Source organism: Limimaricola litoreus, from assembly GCF_024159025.1.
Lineage (GTDB): Bacteria > Pseudomonadota > Alphaproteobacteria > Rhodobacterales > Rhodobacteraceae > Limimaricola > Limimaricola litoreus.
In genome coordinates this window covers 1-18,156 of the sequence record NZ_JAMYXC010000014.1, presented here as the reverse complement: position 1 = coordinate 18,156, position 18,156 = coordinate 1, and the positions used below count along the sequence as shown (strand labels likewise).

Sequence of the window (18,156 nt, the reverse complement as noted above, 5' to 3'; positions counted from 1 at the left end):
GCAGCCCCCCGTCCGCCGCCCCGGCCCCGCCGCCGAGGCCGCCCCCGCCGACAAGGAGCGCCGCCGCAAGGAGCGCTTTGCGGAGATCAAGCTCGAGGTGCATAAGGCGCTGCTCGACACGCTGAACCTCGCCGCGCTCGAAAAGGCCAGCGAGCAGGACCTGCGCGCCGAGATCAACGCCATCGCCACCGAGAGGCTCGAGGAGATGGGCGTGGCGCTCAACCGCGAGGAGCGCCAGAGCCTGACACAGGATCTCTATTTCGAGGTCACCGGGCTCGGTCCGCTCGAAACCCTGCTCAAGGACGACACGGTCAACGACATCCTGGTCAACGGCCCGCACCAGATCTTCGTCGAGCGCGACGGCCGGCTCCAGCTCACCGACATCACCTTCAAGGATGAGCGCCACCTGCTCAGGATCATCGACAAGATCGTCTCCGCCGTGGGGCGAAGGGTCGATGAATCCAACCCCTATGTCGACGCCCGCCTCGCGGACGGCTCGCGCTTCAACGCCATGGTCGGCCCGATCGCGGTCGACGGCAGCCTCGTGTCGATCCGCAAGTTCAAGAAGGACAAGCTCGGCATCGACGATCTCGTGCGCTTCGGCGCCATGACCGAGGAGATGGCGGCCTATCTGCAGGCGGCGGTGGCGACGCGGCTCAACATCATCGTCTCGGGCGGCACCGGCTCGGGCAAGACCACGACGCTCAACGCGCTGTCGAGCTTCATCGACGACAACGAGCGCATCCTGACGATCGAGGACACGGCCGAGCTTCAGCTGCAGCAGACCCATGTGGGCCGGATGGAAAGCCGTCCCGCCAACGTCGAGGGCCGCGGCGCGGTGAGCCAGCGCGATTGCCTCAAGAACGCGCTTCGGATGCGGCCCGACCGGATCATCGTCGGCGAGACGCGCGGCGAGGAGGTGATCGACATGCTGCAGGCGATGAACACCGGCCACGACGGCTCGATGACCACGATCCACGCCAACTCCGCCCGCGATGGCATCTCGCGCCTCGAGAACATGATCGCCATGGCCGGGATCGAGATGCCGATCAAGGCGGTGCGCAGCCAGATCGCCAGCGCCGTGAACCTGATCGTGCAGGCCTCGCGCCTGCAGGACGGCTCGCGGCGGATGACCTCGATCACCGAGGTCACCGGCATGGAGGGCGACGTGATCTCGATGCAGGAGGTGTTCCGCTACCGCCGCGTCGGTCTCACCCCCGAAAACAAGATCATCGGCCACTTCACCGCGACGGGCGTGCGCAGTCACTTCTCCGAGCGGTTCCGGCTGTGGGGCTACGACCTGCCGGCTTCGGTGTTCGAACCCATGGCAGCGGAGTGAGACCATGACCCTGAGCGCCGAACCGATCATCTACGGCCTTGTCTTCATCGCCGTGCTGGTGCTGGTCGAAGGGGTGTATCTCACCGTCTTCGGCCGCTCGATCAGCCTCAACAACCGGGTCAACCGGCGCCTGAGCCTGCTGGAAAAGGGCGGTCGGCGCGAGGAGGTGCTCGAACAGCTGCGCAAGGAGATGTCGCAGCACATGCGCGCGCGGCGCGTGCCGCTTTATTCGCTCCTGGCGCACAAGGCGCAGCTGGCCAACATCGCCTTCACCCCGCGCCAGCTGGTGCTGCTGATGATCGGGCTCGGCCTTGTCGCCTATGTCGGCCTGACGCTGGGCACGGGCGCGGGCGCGGGCATCCGCATCGGCGTCGCCGCCGCCATGGGCATCGGCGGCGTCTACCTGTGGGTCGGCAAGAAGGCCAAGACGCGCATCGGCCTGATCGAGGCGCAGCTGCCCGAGGCGATCGAGCTGATGGTGCGCTCGCTGCGGGTCGGTCATCCCTTCTCCTCCGCGATCGGCATCGTCGCCAAGGAGGTGCCCGACCCGCTGGGCACCGAGATGGGCCTCATCGCAGACGAGGCCGCCTATGGCCGCGACGTCAGCGACAGCCTCAAGGCCATGGCCGAACGGCTCGACATGCAGGACCTGCGCTTTCTCGCCGTCGCGGTGACGATCCAGCGCCAGGCGGGCGGCAACCTCGCCGAGATCCTCGATGGTCTGGCCAAGGTGGTGCGGGCGCGTTTCCGGCTGTTCCGGCGGGTCAAGGCGATCACCGCCGAAGCGAAATGGTCGGGCATGTTCCTGTCGGGCTTTCCGCTCGCGGCGCTGGCGGGGATCAACCTCATGGAGCCCGACTACTATGCCGAAGTGAGCCAGACGCCCGTGTTCATCCCGGCCTGCTTCGTGGTGGCGGCCTTCCTGGTGGTCAACGTCATCGTCATGCGCGCCCTCGTCAACATCAAGGTCTGACACATGCTCCTGCTCCAGCAGATCGAGGCCCGGCTCGTGGCCCTTCTCGGCCCCGCGGGGCCTCTCCTCGCGGTCGCGTTTCTCGGTCTGGCGATGGTCGTCATCGCGCTGCCGATGCTGCTGCGGCGCCGTGCCGATCCGCTCGACCGGCTGCGCGCGGCGAACGCGCGGCCCGAGACCGCCGAGGCCAAGGCGAGCCCCGATCGGCTGCGCAGCGCCTCGGGCGCCGACAAGCTCGAACGCTACGCCAGCTTTCTCGAGCCGCAGAATGCCGAGGAATACTCGGCCGCCCGGCTGCGGCTGATACAGGCGGGCTACCGCACCCGCGCCGCGGTGCGGATCTACCACTTCAGCCAGTTCGCGCTGGGTCTGGCCGGGCTGATCGGCGGCCTGATCTATACGCTGAGCCAGGGCGGCGCCACGACGCAGGAGCTGCTTCTCTCGACGCTGCTGCCCGGAGCGATCGGCTACATGGCGCCGAAATACTGGGTCACCCGCCGCCGCGAGACGCGCCGCCAGAACATCACCGACGGGTTTCCCGACAGCCTCGACATGATGCTCGTCTGCGTCGAGGCGGGCCAGTCGCTCGACCAGTCGGTCATCCGCGTCAGCCACGAGCTGCGCGCGGGCTATCCCGATCTGGCGTTCGAATACAGCCAGGTGGCGCATGAGATGAAGGCGGGCAAGGACAAGACGCAGGTGCTGCGCGACCTGTCCGAGCGCTGCGGCGTGAGCGATATCTCGAGCTTCGTCACGGTGCTGGTGCAAAGCCAGCAATTCGGCACCTCGATCGCCGAGGCGCTGCGGGTGTTCTCTGCCGAAATGCGCGACAAGCGCGTGATGCGGGCCGAGGAAAAGGCCAACACCCTGCCCACCAAGATGACATTGGCCACGATGATGTTGACGGTGCCGCCGCTGCTGATCATCCTGATCGGACCATCGCTCTACGACATCTACATGACCATTGGCGGCGGGGCCGCCGGGAACTGACCTCCATGACATCCGCCGTTCTGCCGGCTCTCCTGCTCCCCTTGCTTCTCGCTTTGGCCGCCTGCACCGAACCGGGCGGCCTTTCGGCGCCTGCGGGCGGGATCTATGCGCCCGGCCCTTCCGGCGCGCCGGATGTCGACGGGCTGATCGTGGGGCACCGGCTGATGGCCGCGGGAGAGGCCGAGCTGGCGCTCGCCGCCTATGGCCGCGCCGCGGCGGCCCGCGGGCTCGATGTCGACACGCTTTCGGCCATGGGCTCGGCCAATCTCAGACTCGGACGGCTCGGCCAGGCCGAGCGCTTGCTGCGCCGGGCCGTGGCGCGCGATGCGGGTTTCGCCCCGGCTTGGAACAATCTCGGCGTGGTGCTGATGGAGACCGGCCGCGCCGCCGAGGCGGCCGAAAGCTTCCGTCGCGCCTTCGGCCTCGTGGATGGCGGCGACGACATGATCCGCGACAACCTGCGCCGCGCCCTCGCCAAGCGGGACGACGCGTTCTATGCTGGCCCTCAGGAAACCGGAGAGTTTCAGCTGGTGCGGCGCGGGGTGAGCGAATTCGCCGTCCTGTCCGCCCTGTGAGGATGACGAGCAGCAAAGGACGCCGCCCCATGCGCCTTCCGATTCGCCCCTGCGCCGCGCTTCTCCTGCTCGGTCTGGCCGGTTGCGGCACGCCCGACGGCGAGGTGACGCGTGCCGTTGGCGACCTGCGCGAGGCGCGCGACGCCGATCTCAACGAGATCATGCTGACCGTGGCCGAGCCCACCGAGAGCGTCGCCTATTTCAGGCGGCTCGCGGCCCAGGAGCCTGCGGCCATCGCGCCCCGGCGCGGCCTCGCCACCTCTCTCGTGCGCGCCGGACAGGCGCGCGAGGGGGTCGCGGCCTGGCGCGCGGTGACGGCCCATCCCGAGGCCGGGCCCGCCGACAGCGTCGAGCTGGCCGATGCGCTGATCCGCTCCAATGACTGGGACGCCGCCGAACAGGTGCTCGACGCGGTCCCGCCCACCTTCGAGACCTTCCAGCGCTACAGACTCGAAGCGATGGTCGCCGACAGCAACGAGGAATGGAGCCGCGCCGACAGCTTCTACGAGACCGCCGTGGGGCTGACCACCACGCCGGCGGGCGCACTCAACAACTGGGGCTATTCCAAACTCACCCGCGGCGATTACGCCGGGGCGGAGCGGCTGTTCACCGACGCGCTGCGCCAGGAGCCGGGGCTGTTCACCGCCAAGAACAATCTCGTCCTCGCGCGGGGCGCGCAGCGCAACTACAAGCTGCCCGCGATCCCGCTCGACCAGACCGAGCGCGCGCAGCTTCTCCACACGCTGGCGCTCGCCGCGATCAAGCAAAACGACGTGGCGATCGGGCGGGACCTTCTGCGCGACGCGGTCGACACCCATCCGCAGCATTTCGAGGAAGCCGCGCGTGCACTGCGCGCGCTCGACGGCGGCGCGGCCAACTAGGGCCATTCCCCCTCCCTTCTCGTGCCACAATGGCGCGCCAGTCTGCGCGGCAGTCACGTCCGCGCGGGAGGCCAGGGATGAACATGCAGCCGATCGGCACGGGCGCGCCGCAGTCGCCCCGGAGCCTCGAGGCCGTCGGGCTGCCGCCCGTGATGATGCGCGACATCGCGCTCAAGACGATCTTCCGGATGAACGCCCGCCTCGTCAGCGAGATCGCCGCCGCGGTCAAGCTGCCGGTCAACGTGACCCAGGATCTCGTCGATCTGCTGCGCGGCCAGAAGCTGATCGAGGCGATGGGCACGCTGAATGCCACCGGCGGCGCCTCTGAAATGCCCTACCAGCTGACCGATGCGGGCCGGGCCCGGGCGCTCGATGCCCTGGCCCAGTCGGAGTATTTCGGCCCCATGCCGGTGCCCTTGTCGGACTACCGGATGCAGGTGGCGCGGCAATCGGTGCGCAACATGGCCATCACCCGCGACAGGCTGCACGCGGCGATGGGCCACCTGGTGCTGCCGCCCACGCTGATCGGCCAGCTCGGTCCCGCGATCGGGGCGGGCCGATCGATCCTGATGTACGGCCCCCCCGGAAACGGTAAATCCTCGATCTCGAACGGCATCCGGGACGCCTTCGGCGACAGGGTCTACGTGCCCTACGCGATCGAATATGGCGGCCAGGTCATCACCGTCTACGACCCGGTCGTCCACACCAGCATCGACGAGGCTCCCGAGGCGACCAGCGCCCTGCGCCGCACCGGCAACCGTTTCGATGCGCGCTACCTGTGCTGCGAGCGGCCCACGGTTGTCACCGGTGGCGAGCTGTCGCTCGACATGCTCGATCTGGTCTACAACCCGGTGTCGCGCACCTATCAGGCGCCCTTGCAGCTCAAGGCGACGGGCGGGATCTTCATTGTCGACGATCTCGGACGGCAAGCCGAGCCGCCGCAGAAGCTGGTGAACCGCTGGATCGTGCCGCTCGAGGAAGGGCGCGACATCCTCGCGCTGCAGTCGGGCGAGAAGTTCGAGGTGCCCTTCGACACGCTGGTGATCTTCTCGACCAACTTCCACCCCACCGAGATCTTCGACCAGGCGGCGCTGCGGCGGATTTTTTACAAGATCCGCATCGACGGGCCGAGCCAGGAGGATTTTCTCAAGATCTTCGCACTGGTGGCGCGCAAGAAGAAGATGCCGCTCGATCAGGCGGCGCTGGTCCACCTGCTGAAGGTCAAGTATCCCTCGATCGACAATGTCTATGCCAATTACCAGCCGGTGTTCCTGATCGACCAGATCATCTCGATCTGCGAGTTCGAGGGCATCCCCTACCAGATGACGCCCGAGCTGATCGACCGGGCTTGGGACAACATGTTCGTGCGCGAGGGCAGCGTCACCCGCTGATCAGCCCTCGCCGAGCGGCACCTCGCGCAGCAGCAACGTGACCGCGAAGGCCAGCGCGGCGATGCCCGCGGCCAGAAGGAAGATCGGGTCGAGCGCCGCGGCAAATCCCGCGAGCACGCTCTCCCGCGTGGCGGGATCGAGCGTCATCACCGTCTCGTAGCTGATCGCGCCGAGATCGGCACCCGCGATCCGTCCCGCGAGGTTGTGCGCCAGCCCTGCGCCGAACACCGCCCCGAAGATCGATGTCCCCAGAGAGCCGCCGATCAGCCGGAACATGTTGGCGCTCGCCGTGCCGACCCCCAGCATCGCGCGCGGCACGGCGTTCTGGATCGCCGCGACGCCGACGCTCATCATCGGCCCGATGCCGAGCCCCGTGGCCGTCATCAGCGCCACGACCTGCCACAGCGGCGTATCGGCCCCGAGCCGCGACAGGCCGAGCATGGCAAACACCAGCAGAGCGGTGGAGAGCACCGGCATCATCTTGTAGCGCCCGGTCTTGCCCATCACCCGGCCCGAGACGACCGAGGCGCCGATCAGACCGGCCATCATCGGCAGAAGGAACAGCCCCGACAGCACCGGCGACAGCCCCTTCACGACCTGGAGGTAGAGCGGCAGGAAGGTGATCGTGCCGAACATCGCCATGCCCACCAGTAGCCCCGCGGCATTGACCACCCAGACAGCATTGAGCTTAAACAGCGACAGCGGCAGGACCGGCTCCTCGGCCCGGCTTTCGACCACGAGAAACCCTGCCACCGCCGCCAGCGTCGCGCCGATGAGCGCCAGCATCGCCGGCGCGCTCCAGTCCAGAGCGGTGCCGCCCATGCTCGACACCAGCACGAGCCCCGAAAGCGAGGCGGCCAGAAGCGCCGCGCCCGCCACGTCGATGCGCGGCCGCGCCTCCGGCACATGGCTTTCAAGCGCCCCCTGCAGCACCACCCATGCCAGCGCCACCACCGGCAGGTTGGCAAAGAAGATCCAGTGCCAGCCGAGGCTCTGCACGAGGAACCCGCCGACCAGCGGGCCGATCACGGTCGAAAGGCCGAAAACCCCGCCCAGCGCGCCCTGCACGCGGCTGCGCTCGCGCGGGGGGAGAAGATCCGCCACCACCGCCATCGACACCACGATCAGCCCGCCGCCGCCAAGCCCCTGCACCGCCCGCCCCGCGATCAGCACCTCCATCGACGGTGCCACGCCGCAGATCAGCGCACCCAGCGTGAACACCCCGAGCCCGCCCTGCAGCACCGCCTTGCGGCCGAACAGATCGCCCAGCTTGCCGAAGACCGGCGCGCCGACGGTCGAGGCCAGCAGATAGGCCGTCACCACCCAGCTCATCCGGTTGAGCCCGCCCAGATCGGCGGTGATCACCGGCAGCGCGGTCGAGACGATGGTCTGCCCGGTCGAGGCGACGAACAGCGTCACCGCCACCGCCCAGATCGCCATGCGCAGCCGCGCATCGCGGGCCCCGACGGGGCGTTCCATGGCATCGGGTGTGGCGGTCATGCAAAACTCCGGGTTATCAGGGCGCGAGGGGCACGGACCGCCAGAACGGCGGACGGGGCTCTTGATGGGAATGCGGTGACGCCAGATATGTGTCACCGGCAGATGCATGTCAACGACATGCAACAAGGGAAGGCAAGGAATGGCCGAACGCGACGAGGAGCTGATCGGGGACATGGCGCGGGCCGGGATCGATCCGGAGGTGACGCGCGCGGCGCTGGCCTTCGACGCGGTGCTGCAGCGCTGGCGCAGGCGGGTGCGCACGCGCGAGCTGGGGCACCGGGCCTTGTCGGAGCTGGGTCTGCCGCTCGATCTGGCGCAGCTCGACGTGATGATCGCCATCCACGCACCTGCCAACGAGTTCGGCGACGACCCCGAGGGCGAGACGATGGTCTCGACCGTGGCGCAGCGGCTCAACATCGATCCGTCGCGCGCCAGCCGGATCGTCTCGGACCTGATCGCCCGCGGCTTTGCCGAACGCGCGGCGAGCCAGGCTGATGCGCGGCGCACCATCGTGGCGCTGACCGCCTCGGGGCTGGCCATCGTCGAGGCGGTGCGGCGCTACAAGTTCCTGCTTCTGGGCGGCTTCCTGTCGGACTGGTCGCGCGAGGAGATCGACACGCTGCTGCCGCTGCTCGATCGGTTCTCGCACTGGTCCGAGACCGGGGCCGCGCAGACCGAGGCCGAGCTCGATACCCGGATCGTGACGCTGCGCGACGAACTGGCGCAGCGCCTCTCGGAGCTTTGAAAGCGGGGGGGCCGCACCCTAGATCAGGGGGATGACCGCCCTGCCCCCCTCCTTTGAAGACTGGTTCGCCAAGCGCGGCTGGAGCATTCACCCGCACCAGCGCGAGATGCTCGACCGCGCCAGCGCCTCCGCGCTCATGCTCATCGCGCCCACCGGGGGCGGCAAGACGCTTGCCGGTTTCCTGCCGACCCTCGCCGAGCTGGCCGAGGCACCGCATCAGGGGCTGCACACGCTCTATATCTCGCCCCTGAAGGCGCTGGCGACCGACATCCGGCGCAACCTGATGATCCCGATCGAGGAGATGGACCTGCCCGTCCGGGTCGAGGACCGCACCGGCGACACCAAGCAGACCGCCAAGAAGCGCCAGCGCGCCGATCCGCCGCATATCCTGCTGACGACGCCCGAGAGCCTCGCGCTGATGATCTCCTACGAGGATGCGCCACGCATCTTCGCAGGGCTCAAGCGGGTGGTGGTGGACGAGATCCACGCGCTGATGGAGGGCAAGCGCGGCGACCAGCTGATGCTGTCGCTCGGGCGGCTGGAAACCCTGTCGCCCGGCCTGCGCCGCGTCGGTCTCTCGGCCACGGTGGACGACCCGCAGGCACTGGCCGCGCAACTCGCCCGCGCGCCCGAGCCTTGCGAGATCATCGAGGCCGATCCCGGCCCCGATCCCGACATCTCGATGCTGCACACCGAGGCCCCGCCGCCATGGGCCGGGGCTGGCGGCGGCTACGCGGTGCGCGAGGTGCTGGCGCAAGTCAAGCAGCACAAGACGACGCTGATCTTTCACAACACCCGGGCGCAGGCCGAGATCTTCTTTCACAAGCTCTGGCTCGCCAATGAGGACGACCTGCCGATCGGCATCCATCACGGCAGTCTGAGCCGTCAGGTCCGCGCCAATGTCGAGGCGGCGATGGTGGCGGGCGAGCTGCGCGGCATCGTCTGCACCGGCAGCCTCGATCTCGGCATCGACTGGGGCGACGTGGATCTCGTGATCCAGATCGGCGCGCCCAAGAACGTCAAACGCCTCGTGCAGCGCATCGGTCGCGCCAACCACCGCTACAACGCGCCATCGAAGGCGCTGCTGGTGCCTGCGAACCGCTTCGAGGTGGTCGAGTGCATGGCGGCTCTGGAGGCGGTCAAGGCGCATGAGCTCGACGGCAGCCCCAAGGGCCCCGGCCCGCTCGACGTGCTGTGCCAGCACATCATGATCACCGCCTGCGCCGGGCCGTTCGACGAGGACGCGCTCTTTGCGGAGGTGAAAACCGTCGGCGCCTATGCGGGGATCAGCCGGGCGCAGTTCGACGACTGTCTCGATTTCGTGGCGACGGGCGGCTATGCGCTGCGCGCCTATGACAAGTGGAAGCGCCTGCTCAAGCGCCCCGACGGGCTGTGGCAGCTGCGTGACCCGCGCTCGGCTTTGCGCATCCGCATGAACATCGGCACAATCCAGGACGCCGACATGCTCAAGGTGCGGATGCGCGGGCGTGGCGGTCGGCCCTTGGGCGAGGTCGAGGAGGGCTTCGCCTCCTCGCTCACCCCCGGCGACACCTTTCTCATCGGCGGTCAGGTCGTGCGCTACGAGACGCTGCGCGAGATGACGGTCGAGGTCACCCGCCGCGCCGATCGCGAGCCGCGCATCGCCACCTATGCCGGGGCCAAAATGCCCACCTCGGCGCAGCTCGCGCATCGCATTCTCGACGATCTGCAGCGCCCCGACTGGCCCGAGTTGCCGCGCCACACGCGCGACTGGCTGCACCTGCAGCGCGAGGTCTCGCAGATGCCCGAGCGCGGCCGCATCCTCGTCGAGACCTTTCCGCATGACGGGCGTCACCACGCCTGCTTTCACACCTTCGCGGGCCGCCATGCGCAGCAGACGCTGGGCCTTCTGCTCACCCGGCGGATGGAGACGCTGGGGCTGAACCCCTTGGGCTTCGTCGGCACCGATTACGCGACGCTGGTCTGGGGGCTCGACGAACTGACCGACCCCGCCCCGCTGTTCGAGGCGGACGATCTGCGCGAGGGGTTGGAGGGCTGGCTCACCTCCAATGCGGTGATGAAACGGACCTTCCGGGGCGTGGCAAGCATCGCCGGTCTGATCGAGAAGAACCTGCCGCAGGCCCGCAAGACCGGCAAGCAGGCGACCTTCTCGTCGGACATCCTCTACGACACGCTGGCGAAATACGACCCCGAGCACCTGATCCTGCGGGTCACGCGCGACGAGGCGATGCGGGGCCTCGTGGATTTTGCCCGCGTCGAGGAAATGCTGGAGCGGACCCGTGGCCGGGTCGATCTGGTGCGCGCGAAGCGCCCCACCCCGCTCGCCGCCGCGATGTTGCTCGAGCGCGACCGGGTGCCGGTGGCGGGGGCGGGCCGCGAGCGGCTGGCCGAGGAGGAGGCCGCGCGGCTCCTCAGGGAATCCGGCCTCGCGGCCTTTGGCGCGGCCACCGTCGCGGGGGTGTGACGGAGGCCACGCTTGCACGCGCCGTGGTGCACGGGCATGGGGCGTTCCATGAACACCATCGAGATTCCCTTTCAGGGCGAGACCCTCTGCGCGCTGGGCTCCGGCGCGCTGTTCTGGCCCGCGCGCGACCTGCTGATCGTCTCCGACCTGCACCTTGGCAAATCCGAGCGCATCGCGCGCAGGCGCGGCACGATGCTGCCGCCCTACGAGACCCGCGCGACGCTGGAACGGCTGGCAGCGGACCTCGCAGCCACGGGCGCGGGCGGCGTGCTCTGCCTGGGCGACAGCTTCGACGATCTCGATGCGGCGCAGGGCCTCGACCCGGAGGACCGCGCGCAGCTCGTTTCGCTGATCGAAGGGCGCGCGTGGCACTGGGTCGAGGGCAACCACGACCCCGGCCCGGCGGGGCTGCCGGGCGAACACCATGCCGAGATGATCATGGGGCCGCTGACCTTCCGCCACATCGCCGAGGCGGGCGCGCAGGGCGAGTTGTCGGGGCATTACCACCCCAAGCTCGGCCTGCCCGGCTGCGGCGGCACGAAGCCCTGCCTGCTTTTAAATGCGGCGCGGATGATCCTGCCCGCCTACGGCGCCTATACCGGCGGCATGCCCGCCACCGCGCCCGAGCTGCGCGCGCTGATCGGCAGCCCGGCCTTTGCGGTGCTGACGGGAACGAAACCGCTGCTCGTCCCCTACCCCGCCCGCGCAGGCGCAGGGCGGGGGCGCAGGCGGTTCTAGCTAAGACGGTGAGCCCTTCGGTCGGAGTTAAACAGTGAGCCCTTCGGGCTCGGGCAACCCGTTGGCGCGGCAGGCGGCGGTGAGCGTGTTGGCCAGCAGGCAGGCGATGGTCATCGGGCCGACGCCGCCGGGCACGGGGGTGATCGCGCCCGCGACCTCCTTGGCCTCGTCGAAATCCACATCGCCCACGAGCCGCGTCTTGCCCTCGCCCGCGTCGATCCGGTTGATGCCCACGTCGATCACCGTGGCGCCGGGCTTGATCCAAGAGCCCTTGACCATGCCAGGCCGCCCGACGGCGGCCACCACGATGTCGGCGCGGCGCACCACCTCGGCGATGTCCTTGGTGCGGCTGTGCGCGATGCTCACCGTGCAGCTTTCGCCCAAGAGCAGATGCGCCATCGGCTTGCCGACGATGTTGGAGCGGCCGATGACGACGGCCTCCTTGCCCGACATGTCGCCAAGCTGATCGCGCAGCATCATCAGGCAGCCCAGCGGCGTGCAGGGCACCATCGCCTTCTGCCCGGTGCCCAGAAGCCCGACGTTCGAGATGTGAAACCCGTCCACGTCCTTGGCCGGGTCGATGGTGTTGATGACCGCGTCCGAGTTCATGTGGCCGGGCAGTGGCAGCTGCACGAGGATGCCATGCACCGCCGGATCGGCATTGAGCTTTTCGACAAGCGCCACGAGATCGACCTCGGTCGTCTCCTCGGGCAGGCGGTGCGAGAAGCTCTCCATGCCGACCTCGACCGTCATCCGGCCCTTGGACTTCACATAGACCTCCGATGCGGCGTCCGATCCGACCAGCACCACGGCAAGACCGGGGGTGATGCCATGCGCCTCCTTCAGCGCCGCGACCTGTTCGGCCACGCGGCCGCGGATGTTGGCGGCGAAGGCCTTGCCGTCGATGATGGTGGCGCTCATGTCGCGTCTCCCTTGCCCAGCACCTCTTCCTCGCGCGCGATGAAATGCTCCATCATCTCGCGCCACAGCCGCTCCGCGAGGCCGGTGTCGAGCCCCTCGGCATGGGCGCGCGCGATCACCTTGTCGAGCACGTCCTGCACCCGTGTCTCGATCCGGGCAGGCAGGCCTTCGCCCGGTTTCAGCTCGATCGCCCGCTCGATCATGCTGGAGCGGCGCGCCAGAAGCCGCACCAGTTCCGCGTCGATCGCGTCGATCTCGCGCCTGAGCGCCGCCATGTCGCCAATCTCGGCCGCTGCCGTCATTCGAAATCCTCCGAAAAGCCGTTCGGGGGCCTTCTCCCACAGCTTGGCGGTCTAGAACAGACCCTCGACATGCCCTGCCTCGCTCAGACGGATCTTCTCGGCCGCCGGGCGGCTCGGCAGGCCGGGCATGGTCATGATCTCGCCGCAGATCGCCACCACGAAGCCCGCCCCCGCCGAAAGCCGCACCTCGCGCACCGGCACGTCATGACCCGTCGGCGCGCCGCGCAAGCTGGGATCGGTGGTGAAGGAATACTGCGTCTTGGCCATGCAGACCGGCAGGTGCCCGTAACCCTGCGCCTCCCAGGCGTGGAGCTGGTCGCGGATCCTGGCGTCGGCGATGGCCTGGTCGGCGTGGTAGATGCGCCGGGCGATGGTGTCGATCTTGTCGAACAGCCCCATGTCGTCCTCGTAGAGCGGCGCGAAGGCCGAGGCGCCGCTTTCGGCGAGTTGCACGACCTTCTCGGCCAGCGCCTCCGCGCCCTGTCCGCCCTCGGCCCAGTGACGGCACAGCACCGCGTCCGAGCCGTGCTCGCGGACATAGTCCATGACGGCGGCGATCTCGGCCTCGCTGTCGCCCTCGAAATGGTTGATCGCGACGACGACCGGCACGCCGAAGCCCTTGAGGTTCGACAGGTGCCGCCCGAGATTGGCGCAGCCGCGCGCCACCGCCTCCGCGTCGGGCGTGCCGAGCGCGTCCTTGGCCGTGCCGCCGTTCATCTTGAGCGCCCGGATCGTTGCCACCAGCACCACCGCGTCGGGGTGCAGACCGGCCTTGCGGCACTTGATGTCGAAGAACTTTTCCGCCCCGAGATCGGCGCCGAAGCCCGCCTCCGTCACCACGAAATCGGCAAGCTTGAGCGCGGTGGTCGTTGCGATCACCGAGTTGCAGCCATGCGCGATGTTGGCAAACGGCCCGCCATGCACGAAGGCGGGGTTGTTTTCCAATGTCTGCACGAGGTTGGGCTGCATCGCATCGCGCAAGAGCACCGTCATCGCCCCGTCGGCCCCGAGGTCGCGCGCGAAGACCGGCGTCTTGTCGCGCCGGTAGGCCACGATCATGTCACCGAGCCGCTTTTGCAGATCGGTGAGATCCGTGGCGAGGCACAGGATCGCCATGACCTCGGACGCGACGGTGATGTCGAAGCCCGCCTCGCGCGGAAAGCCGTTCATCACGCCGCCAAGCGGGGCGGTGATCTGGCGCAGTGCGCGGTCGTTCATGTCCATCACCCGTCGCCAAACGATGCGGCGGGTGTCGATGTCGAGATCGTTGCCCCAATAGACATGGTTGTCGATCATCGCGGCGAGCAGGTTGTGCGCGCTGGTGATGGCGTGGAAGTCACCGGTGAAGTGGAGGTTCATCTCCTCCATAGGCACGATCTGCGCATAGCCGCCGCCCGCCGCGCCCCCCTTCATGCCGAAGTTCGGCCCGAGCGAGGCCTCGCGGATGCAGACCGCCGCCTTGCGGCCGATCCGGTTGATCGCGTCCCCGAGCCCCACGGTGGTGGTGGTCTTGCCCTCGCCCGCGGGCGTCGGGTTGATCGCGGTGACGAGGATCAGCTTGCCATCGGGGCGGCCCTTCAGGCTGTCGATGAAGGGCTGAGCTATCTTAGCCTTGTCGTGGCCGTAGGGCAGCAGATCGGCCTCCCCGATCCCCAGACGCGCGCCGATCTCGCGGATCGGCAGCTTGTCCGCCGCGCGGGCGATCTCGATGTCGGTCTTCTGTGCCATGCTCTGCAGCCTCCCCGTTCCTGTTCCAGCCTTGCGTTCAGGGCGGCCCTGTCCCGCGCCGGGGCGACCTTTCGGCGCGCTTATGCGTCCTTCCCGGCCTGCGGACGCCACGCTCTCTGATCAGGCAGGTGCAGGCGGAGTGCATCACCGCGCCGCAGGATGCCGGGCCGCTCGACCCAGGCCATGATCCCGCGCAACCCCTTCGCCGCGATCTTGAACGCCTTGCCATGGCCGGGCCGCGCGGCCTCGATCGTCATCGCCGGGAACTGGCAGGGACGGTTCTGCATGTCCACCACGAGGGTGCAGCCATCGGGTCCCTGCAGCCGCGCCGAGGGTGGCAGATGGCTGAAATCCGGCAGGCCCGCGATCACCACCGAAGCGCCGAGCCACGCGGGATCGATCGTCTCCAGCCCCAGCGTCGCGGCGATCCGGGCCAGCTCTTCGGCGCCGACGAGGCTGAGCTGTCGGGTATTGGCGATCTCGGTGCCCTTGGGGTGCTGCGCGGTGACGCGCTCACAGGAGGGGCGGGTTCGCCCGGCGTGGACCTCGCCCTCCAGCCCGCCGAAGCCGAGTGTCATCTCGGTCAAGGCCTGCGTCTCGATCGGCTTGGCGTTGCGATGCGGCACGCGGCCGAGCCAGGTGACCCGGCCGGTGAATTCGGTAGGGACCAAAGCCGGCATTCAGCCTGCCTTCCGGGGCCGGAGCGCCAGCAGCAATGCCAGCACGATCAACAAGGCCATGCCAAGCTCGGCCAGCTCCTCGGCTATGCTCATCACCGATTTCCAGCTGTAATCTACGCCGGTCGCCTCGAACCAGGCTTCGCGCGTTTCGTCGAACACGACCGACAGCACCGCCAGCGCCCCGGCGCCTGCCAGTGCCCAGCTCCACCGGGCCCGGCGCCACAGCCCGATAAGAAAGGGCCTGGTGCCAAGCAGCACCACCCGCCCCAGAGTCACCAGGATCAGCAGCATCGTCAGTCCCGAGACCGCCTTTTGCCACAACGGCACCGGAGCGTCGAAGATGCCGACATGCAGGAGGCCCGGCTCGAAGAACCAGTCGTGGAAATCGAGTTCCCGCAGCGCGAAGATCCCGAGCAGGGCAGGCAGATGCCAGTATCGCGCGCCGATCTGCCGTGTCAGCAGGACCGCCAAGACCATGGCGTAGAGCAGGATCACCAAAGACATGCGCTCCACCGCTCCGGACTCGGAGCGGATGGCCGCCTCCGCCCCAAAGAGGACGTAGGCGACCAGCAGAACGGCGAAGGTCAGCATCGTGACGGCGGCGAAATGGCGGTGAGCCGTCATGATTGGCAACGGGAATGGGCCATGAAGGTCTTTCGGCTGGCTGAAGACACGAAGACTCCGGCCTGCGGCCGGAGTGCCCCCTGCCCGGCCCGGGGCCGGACAGGGAAAAGCCCCGCCGAAGCGGAGGCTTTTCGAAGCTGGTACAGCCTCAAGCGGAGGGTTCGGGCTCCAGCCCGTTGTCGGGCTTGCCCTCGGTGGCCTTGGGCTTGCGCGTCTTGGGGATCGCGGTAACCGAGGCACCGCCGCCCTGCTCGGGCTTCTGGCTGTCGTCATCATCGCCGCGGTTGAGCGGCTCACCGGCGATCACGCGGGTGATCTCGTTGCCGGTCAGCGTCTCGTATTCCAACAGCCCCTGCGCCAGCCGTTCCAGATCCTCGCGCCGCTCGGTCAGGATGCGCTTGGCGGTCTCGTAGCCTTCGTCGATGATCCGGCGGACCTCCTCGTCGATGACCTTCTGCGTCTCGGCAGAATGGCTCGCCCCGCCCGAGTAGGAGCCGAGATAGCTCTGCTGCTCGTTGGCATAGTCGATATGGCCGATCTTGTCGGAGAAGCCGAACTGCGTGACCATCGCGCGGGCGATCTTGGTCACCTGCTGGATGTCCGAAGTGGCGCCCGAGGTGACGTTCTCGCGCCCGAAGATCAGCTCCTCGGCCACCTTGCCACCCATCGCCATGGCGATCTTTGAGGTATACTTGGTGTAGGTCACCGAGAGCTGGTCACGCTCGGGAAGCGAGAGCACGAGGCCGAGCGCCCGGCCGCGCGGAATGATCGTGGCCTTGTGGATCGGGTCGTGCTGCGGGACGTTGAGACCGACGACCGCGTGCCCCGCCTCGTGGTAGGCGGTCAGCTTCTTTTCATCCTCGGTCATGACCATGGAGCGGCGCTCCGAGCCCATCATGACCTTGTCCTTCGCGCTTTCGAAATCGATCATCGTGACGAAGCGGCGACCGACGCGCGCGGCCATGAGCGCCGCCTCGTTGACGAGGTTCGCCAGATCCGCGCCCGAAAAGCCGGGCGTGCCGCGCGCGATGATGCGCAGATCGACATCCGGGCCGAGCGGCACCTTGCGGGCATGCACGCCGAGGATCTTCTCGCGGCCCTTGATGTCGGGGTTCGGCACCTGCACCTGGCGGTCGAAACGGCCCGGGCGCAGCAGCGCGGGGTCGAGCACGTCGGGGCGGTTGGTCGCCGCGACGATGATGATGCCTTCGTTGGCCTCGAAGCCGTCCATCTCCACGAGAAGCTGGTTCAGCGTCTGCTCGCGCTCGTCGTTGCCGCCGCCGTAGCCCACGCCACGCGACCGGCCCACGGCGTCGATCTCGTCGATGAAGACGATGCAGGGCGCGTTCTTCTTGGCCTGCTCGAACATGTCGCGCACGCGGCTGGCACCCACGCCCACGAACATCTCGACGAAGTCGGAGCCCGAGATGGTGAAGAAGGGCACGCCCGCCTCGCCCGCGATGGCGCGCGCCAGAAGCGTCTTACCGGTGCCCGGAGGGCCCACCAGCAGCGCGCCCTTGGGGATCTTGCCGCCCAGGCGCGAGAATTTCTGCGGGTTGCGCAGGAATTCGACGATCTCTTCGAGCTCGTCCTTGGCCTCGTCGATGCCCGCCACGTCGTCAAAGGTGACGCGGCCGTGCTTCTCGGTCAGCAGCTTGGCGCGGCTCTTGCCGAAGCCCATGGCCCCGCCTTTGCCGCCGCCCTGCATCCGGTTCATGAAATAGATCCAGACGCCGATCAGCAGAAGGAAGGGGAGCAGCGACAGCAGGAAGGTGGTGAAGCCCGACTGCTCCTGGCTGCGCGCGCTGACCGGGATCTCGCGGTCGATCAGCAGCTGCGTGACCTCGGCATCCTCGGGCTTGATGGTGACGTAGTCGCGCCCGTCGGTGCCGCGATAGCGCACCTCCTCGCCATCCAGCGTGACCTGCGAGACGTTGCCGGTCTCGACCGCCTCGACGAAGTCGGAATAATTGCGAGAATTCGACTGGAGCGTGGACTGCCCGCCGCTGAACAGATTGAACAGCGCCAGGATCAGCAAGAAGAGCACGACCCAGAAGGCGATGTTGCGCGCGTTGCCCAAGGGATTTCCTCCGAAAATTGGTTTGGCCGCGCAAAGGGGAAGGCGCGGGCCATGCATTCAAAATAGAGATTGCCGCGCCATCTTCAATGCGGAAGCGTCGGATAAGGGAACTCCGCGACAATCCGCGCGGCGAACGGCCCTGCCGCAACGGCGCAGGGCGCCGCAAGAAGCGCATCGCCGCGCCACAAGGCGGGGCTTGCCAGAAGCGCCTGCCGCGGCAGGCCG

Annotated in this window: 16 protein-coding genes; 9 read left to right on the top strand and 7 right to left on the bottom strand. The window is 68.2% G+C overall.

Annotated features, from left to right (window positions below):
* From NHG85_RS00810 to NHG85_RS00785, 6 genes are all read left to right on the top strand, one after another.
* Positions 1–1,339: TadA family conjugal transfer-associated ATPase (locus tag NHG85_RS00810; RefSeq protein WP_253328877.1), on the top strand; the 1,339-nt coding region annotated here is incomplete at its 5' end.
* A 4-nt stretch (positions 1,340–1,343) separates the two neighbouring features.
* On the top strand, positions 1,344–2,312 hold the full coding sequence (locus NHG85_RS00805; RefSeq protein ID WP_253328876.1) for a type II secretion system F family protein: 969 nt from the start codon (positions 1,344–1,346) through the stop codon (positions 2,310–2,312).
* Positions 2,313–2,315: 3 nt separating this feature from the next.
* The gene (locus NHG85_RS00800) at positions 2,316–3,302 is read left to right on the top strand and encodes a type II secretion system F family protein (RefSeq protein WP_253328874.1); all 987 of its coding nucleotides are present in this window, start codon (positions 2,316–2,318) and stop codon (positions 3,300–3,302) included.
* 5 nt (positions 3,303–3,307) lie between these two features.
* Complete coding sequence (locus NHG85_RS00795) at positions 3,308–3,877, top strand: tetratricopeptide repeat protein (protein ID WP_253328872.1); 570 nt, start codon at positions 3,308–3,310, stop codon at positions 3,875–3,877.
* A 29-nt stretch (positions 3,878–3,906) separates the two neighbouring features.
* Positions 3,907–4,758, top strand: a complete 852-nt coding sequence (locus NHG85_RS00790) for a tetratricopeptide repeat protein (RefSeq protein WP_253328870.1) — start codon at positions 3,907–3,909, stop codon at positions 4,756–4,758.
* A 77-nt stretch (positions 4,759–4,835) separates the two neighbouring features.
* Entirely contained in the window at positions 4,836–6,149 is a 1,314-nt protein-coding gene (locus NHG85_RS00785) for a DUF8689 domain-containing protein (RefSeq protein WP_253328868.1), read from the top strand.
* Here the strand turns inward: NHG85_RS00785 and NHG85_RS00780 are convergent, their stop codons facing one another.
* The gene (locus NHG85_RS00780; RefSeq protein ID WP_253328866.1) at positions 6,150–7,649 is read right to left on the bottom strand and encodes an MDR family MFS transporter; all 1,500 of its coding nucleotides are present in this window, start codon (positions 7,647–7,649) and stop codon (positions 6,150–6,152) included.
* A gap of 139 nt (positions 7,650–7,788) precedes the next feature.
* On the opposite strand from NHG85_RS00780, the gene NHG85_RS00775 reads away from it, so the two are divergent.
* From NHG85_RS00775 to pdeM, 3 genes are read left to right on the top strand one after another with little or no spacing between them, the layout of a single operon-like run.
* A complete protein-coding gene (locus NHG85_RS00775) occupies positions 7,789–8,394 on the top strand; it encodes a MarR family winged helix-turn-helix transcriptional regulator (RefSeq protein WP_253328864.1) in 606 nt (201 codons plus the stop codon).
* Between the two features lie 31 nt (positions 8,395–8,425).
* A complete protein-coding gene (locus NHG85_RS00770; RefSeq protein WP_253328862.1) occupies positions 8,426–10,858 on the top strand; it encodes a ligase-associated DNA damage response DEXH box helicase in 2,433 nt (810 codons plus the stop codon).
* 48 nt (positions 10,859–10,906) lie between these two features.
* Complete coding sequence (gene pdeM, locus NHG85_RS00765; RefSeq protein ID WP_253328860.1) at positions 10,907–11,596, top strand: ligase-associated DNA damage response endonuclease PdeM; 690 nt, start codon at positions 10,907–10,909, stop codon at positions 11,594–11,596.
* Between the two features lie 27 nt (positions 11,597–11,623).
* Here pdeM and folD read toward each other — a convergent pair whose 3' ends face one another.
* The 6 genes from folD to ftsH all read right to left on the bottom strand — a co-directional run bounded on the left by folD (position 11,624) and on the right by ftsH (position 17,931).
* Complete coding sequence (folD, locus tag NHG85_RS00760) at positions 11,624–12,517, bottom strand: bifunctional methylenetetrahydrofolate dehydrogenase/methenyltetrahydrofolate cyclohydrolase FolD (RefSeq protein WP_253328858.1); 894 nt, start codon at positions 12,515–12,517, stop codon at positions 11,624–11,626.
* Positions 12,514–12,819 carry a chorismate mutase gene (locus tag NHG85_RS00755; RefSeq protein ID WP_253328856.1) on the bottom strand — a complete coding sequence of 102 codons (306 nt, stop codon included), beginning with the start codon at positions 12,817–12,819 and terminating at the stop codon, positions 12,514–12,516. The genes folD and NHG85_RS00755 overlap by 4 nt, the downstream gene beginning before the upstream one ends.
* A 51-nt stretch (positions 12,820–12,870) precedes the next feature.
* Positions 12,871–14,547: a formate--tetrahydrofolate ligase gene (locus NHG85_RS00750; protein ID WP_253328854.1), complete on the bottom strand. Its 1,677-nt coding sequence runs from the start codon at positions 14,545–14,547 to the stop codon at positions 12,871–12,873.
* 80 nt (positions 14,548–14,627) lie between these two features.
* Entirely contained in the window at positions 14,628–15,227 is a 600-nt protein-coding gene (locus tag NHG85_RS00745) for an MOSC domain-containing protein (RefSeq protein ID WP_253328851.1), read from the bottom strand.
* Positions 15,228–15,818 carry a hypothetical protein gene (locus NHG85_RS00740; RefSeq protein WP_253328848.1) on the bottom strand — a complete coding sequence of 197 codons (591 nt, stop codon included), beginning with the start codon at positions 15,816–15,818 and terminating at the stop codon, positions 15,228–15,230.
* A 181-nt stretch (positions 15,819–15,999) separates the two neighbouring features.
* Entirely contained in the window at positions 16,000–17,931 is a 1,932-nt protein-coding gene (ftsH, locus tag NHG85_RS00735) for an ATP-dependent zinc metalloprotease FtsH (protein WP_253328846.1), read from the bottom strand.
* Positions 17,932–18,156 lie beyond the last annotated feature (225 nt).

Excerpts from the sequence above, each read along its gene's own strand:
- folD (WP_253328858.1), bottom strand. The coding sequence starts at position 12,517 with ATGAGCGCCACCATCATCGACGGCAAGGCCTTCGCCGCCAACATCCGC.
- NHG85_RS00775 (WP_253328864.1), top strand. The coding sequence starts at position 7,789 with ATGGCCGAACGCGACGAGGAGCTGATCGGGGACATGGCGCGGGCCGGG.
- NHG85_RS00770 (WP_253328862.1), top strand. The coding sequence starts at position 8,426 with ATGACCGCCCTGCCCCCCTCCTTTGAAGACTGGTTCGCCAAGCGCGGC.
- NHG85_RS00805 (WP_253328876.1), top strand. The coding sequence starts at position 1,344 with ATGACCCTGAGCGCCGAACCGATCATCTACGGCCTTGTCTTCATCGCC.
- pdeM (WP_253328860.1), top strand. The coding sequence starts at position 10,907 with ATGAACACCATCGAGATTCCCTTTCAGGGCGAGACCCTCTGCGCGCTG.
- NHG85_RS00745 (WP_253328851.1), bottom strand. The coding sequence starts at position 15,227 with ATGCCGGCTTTGGTCCCTACCGAATTCACCGGCCGGGTCACCTGGCTC.
- NHG85_RS00800 (WP_253328874.1), top strand. The coding sequence starts at position 2,316 with ATGCTCCTGCTCCAGCAGATCGAGGCCCGGCTCGTGGCCCTTCTCGGC.
- NHG85_RS00750 (WP_253328854.1), bottom strand. The coding sequence starts at position 14,547 with ATGGCACAGAAGACCGACATCGAGATCGCCCGCGCGGCGGACAAGCTG.
- NHG85_RS00780 (WP_253328866.1), bottom strand. The coding sequence starts at position 7,649 with ATGACCGCCACACCCGATGCCATGGAACGCCCCGTCGGGGCCCGCGAT.
- NHG85_RS00795 (WP_253328872.1), top strand. The coding sequence starts at position 3,308 with ATGACATCCGCCGTTCTGCCGGCTCTCCTGCTCCCCTTGCTTCTCGCT.
- NHG85_RS00785 (WP_253328868.1), top strand. The coding sequence starts at position 4,836 with ATGAACATGCAGCCGATCGGCACGGGCGCGCCGCAGTCGCCCCGGAGC.
- NHG85_RS00790 (WP_253328870.1), top strand. The coding sequence starts at position 3,907 with ATGCGCCTTCCGATTCGCCCCTGCGCCGCGCTTCTCCTGCTCGGTCTG.
- NHG85_RS00740 (WP_253328848.1), bottom strand. The coding sequence starts at position 15,818 with ATGCTGACCTTCGCCGTTCTGCTGGTCGCCTACGTCCTCTTTGGGGCG.
- NHG85_RS00755 (WP_253328856.1), bottom strand. The coding sequence starts at position 12,819 with ATGACGGCAGCGGCCGAGATTGGCGACATGGCGGCGCTCAGGCGCGAG.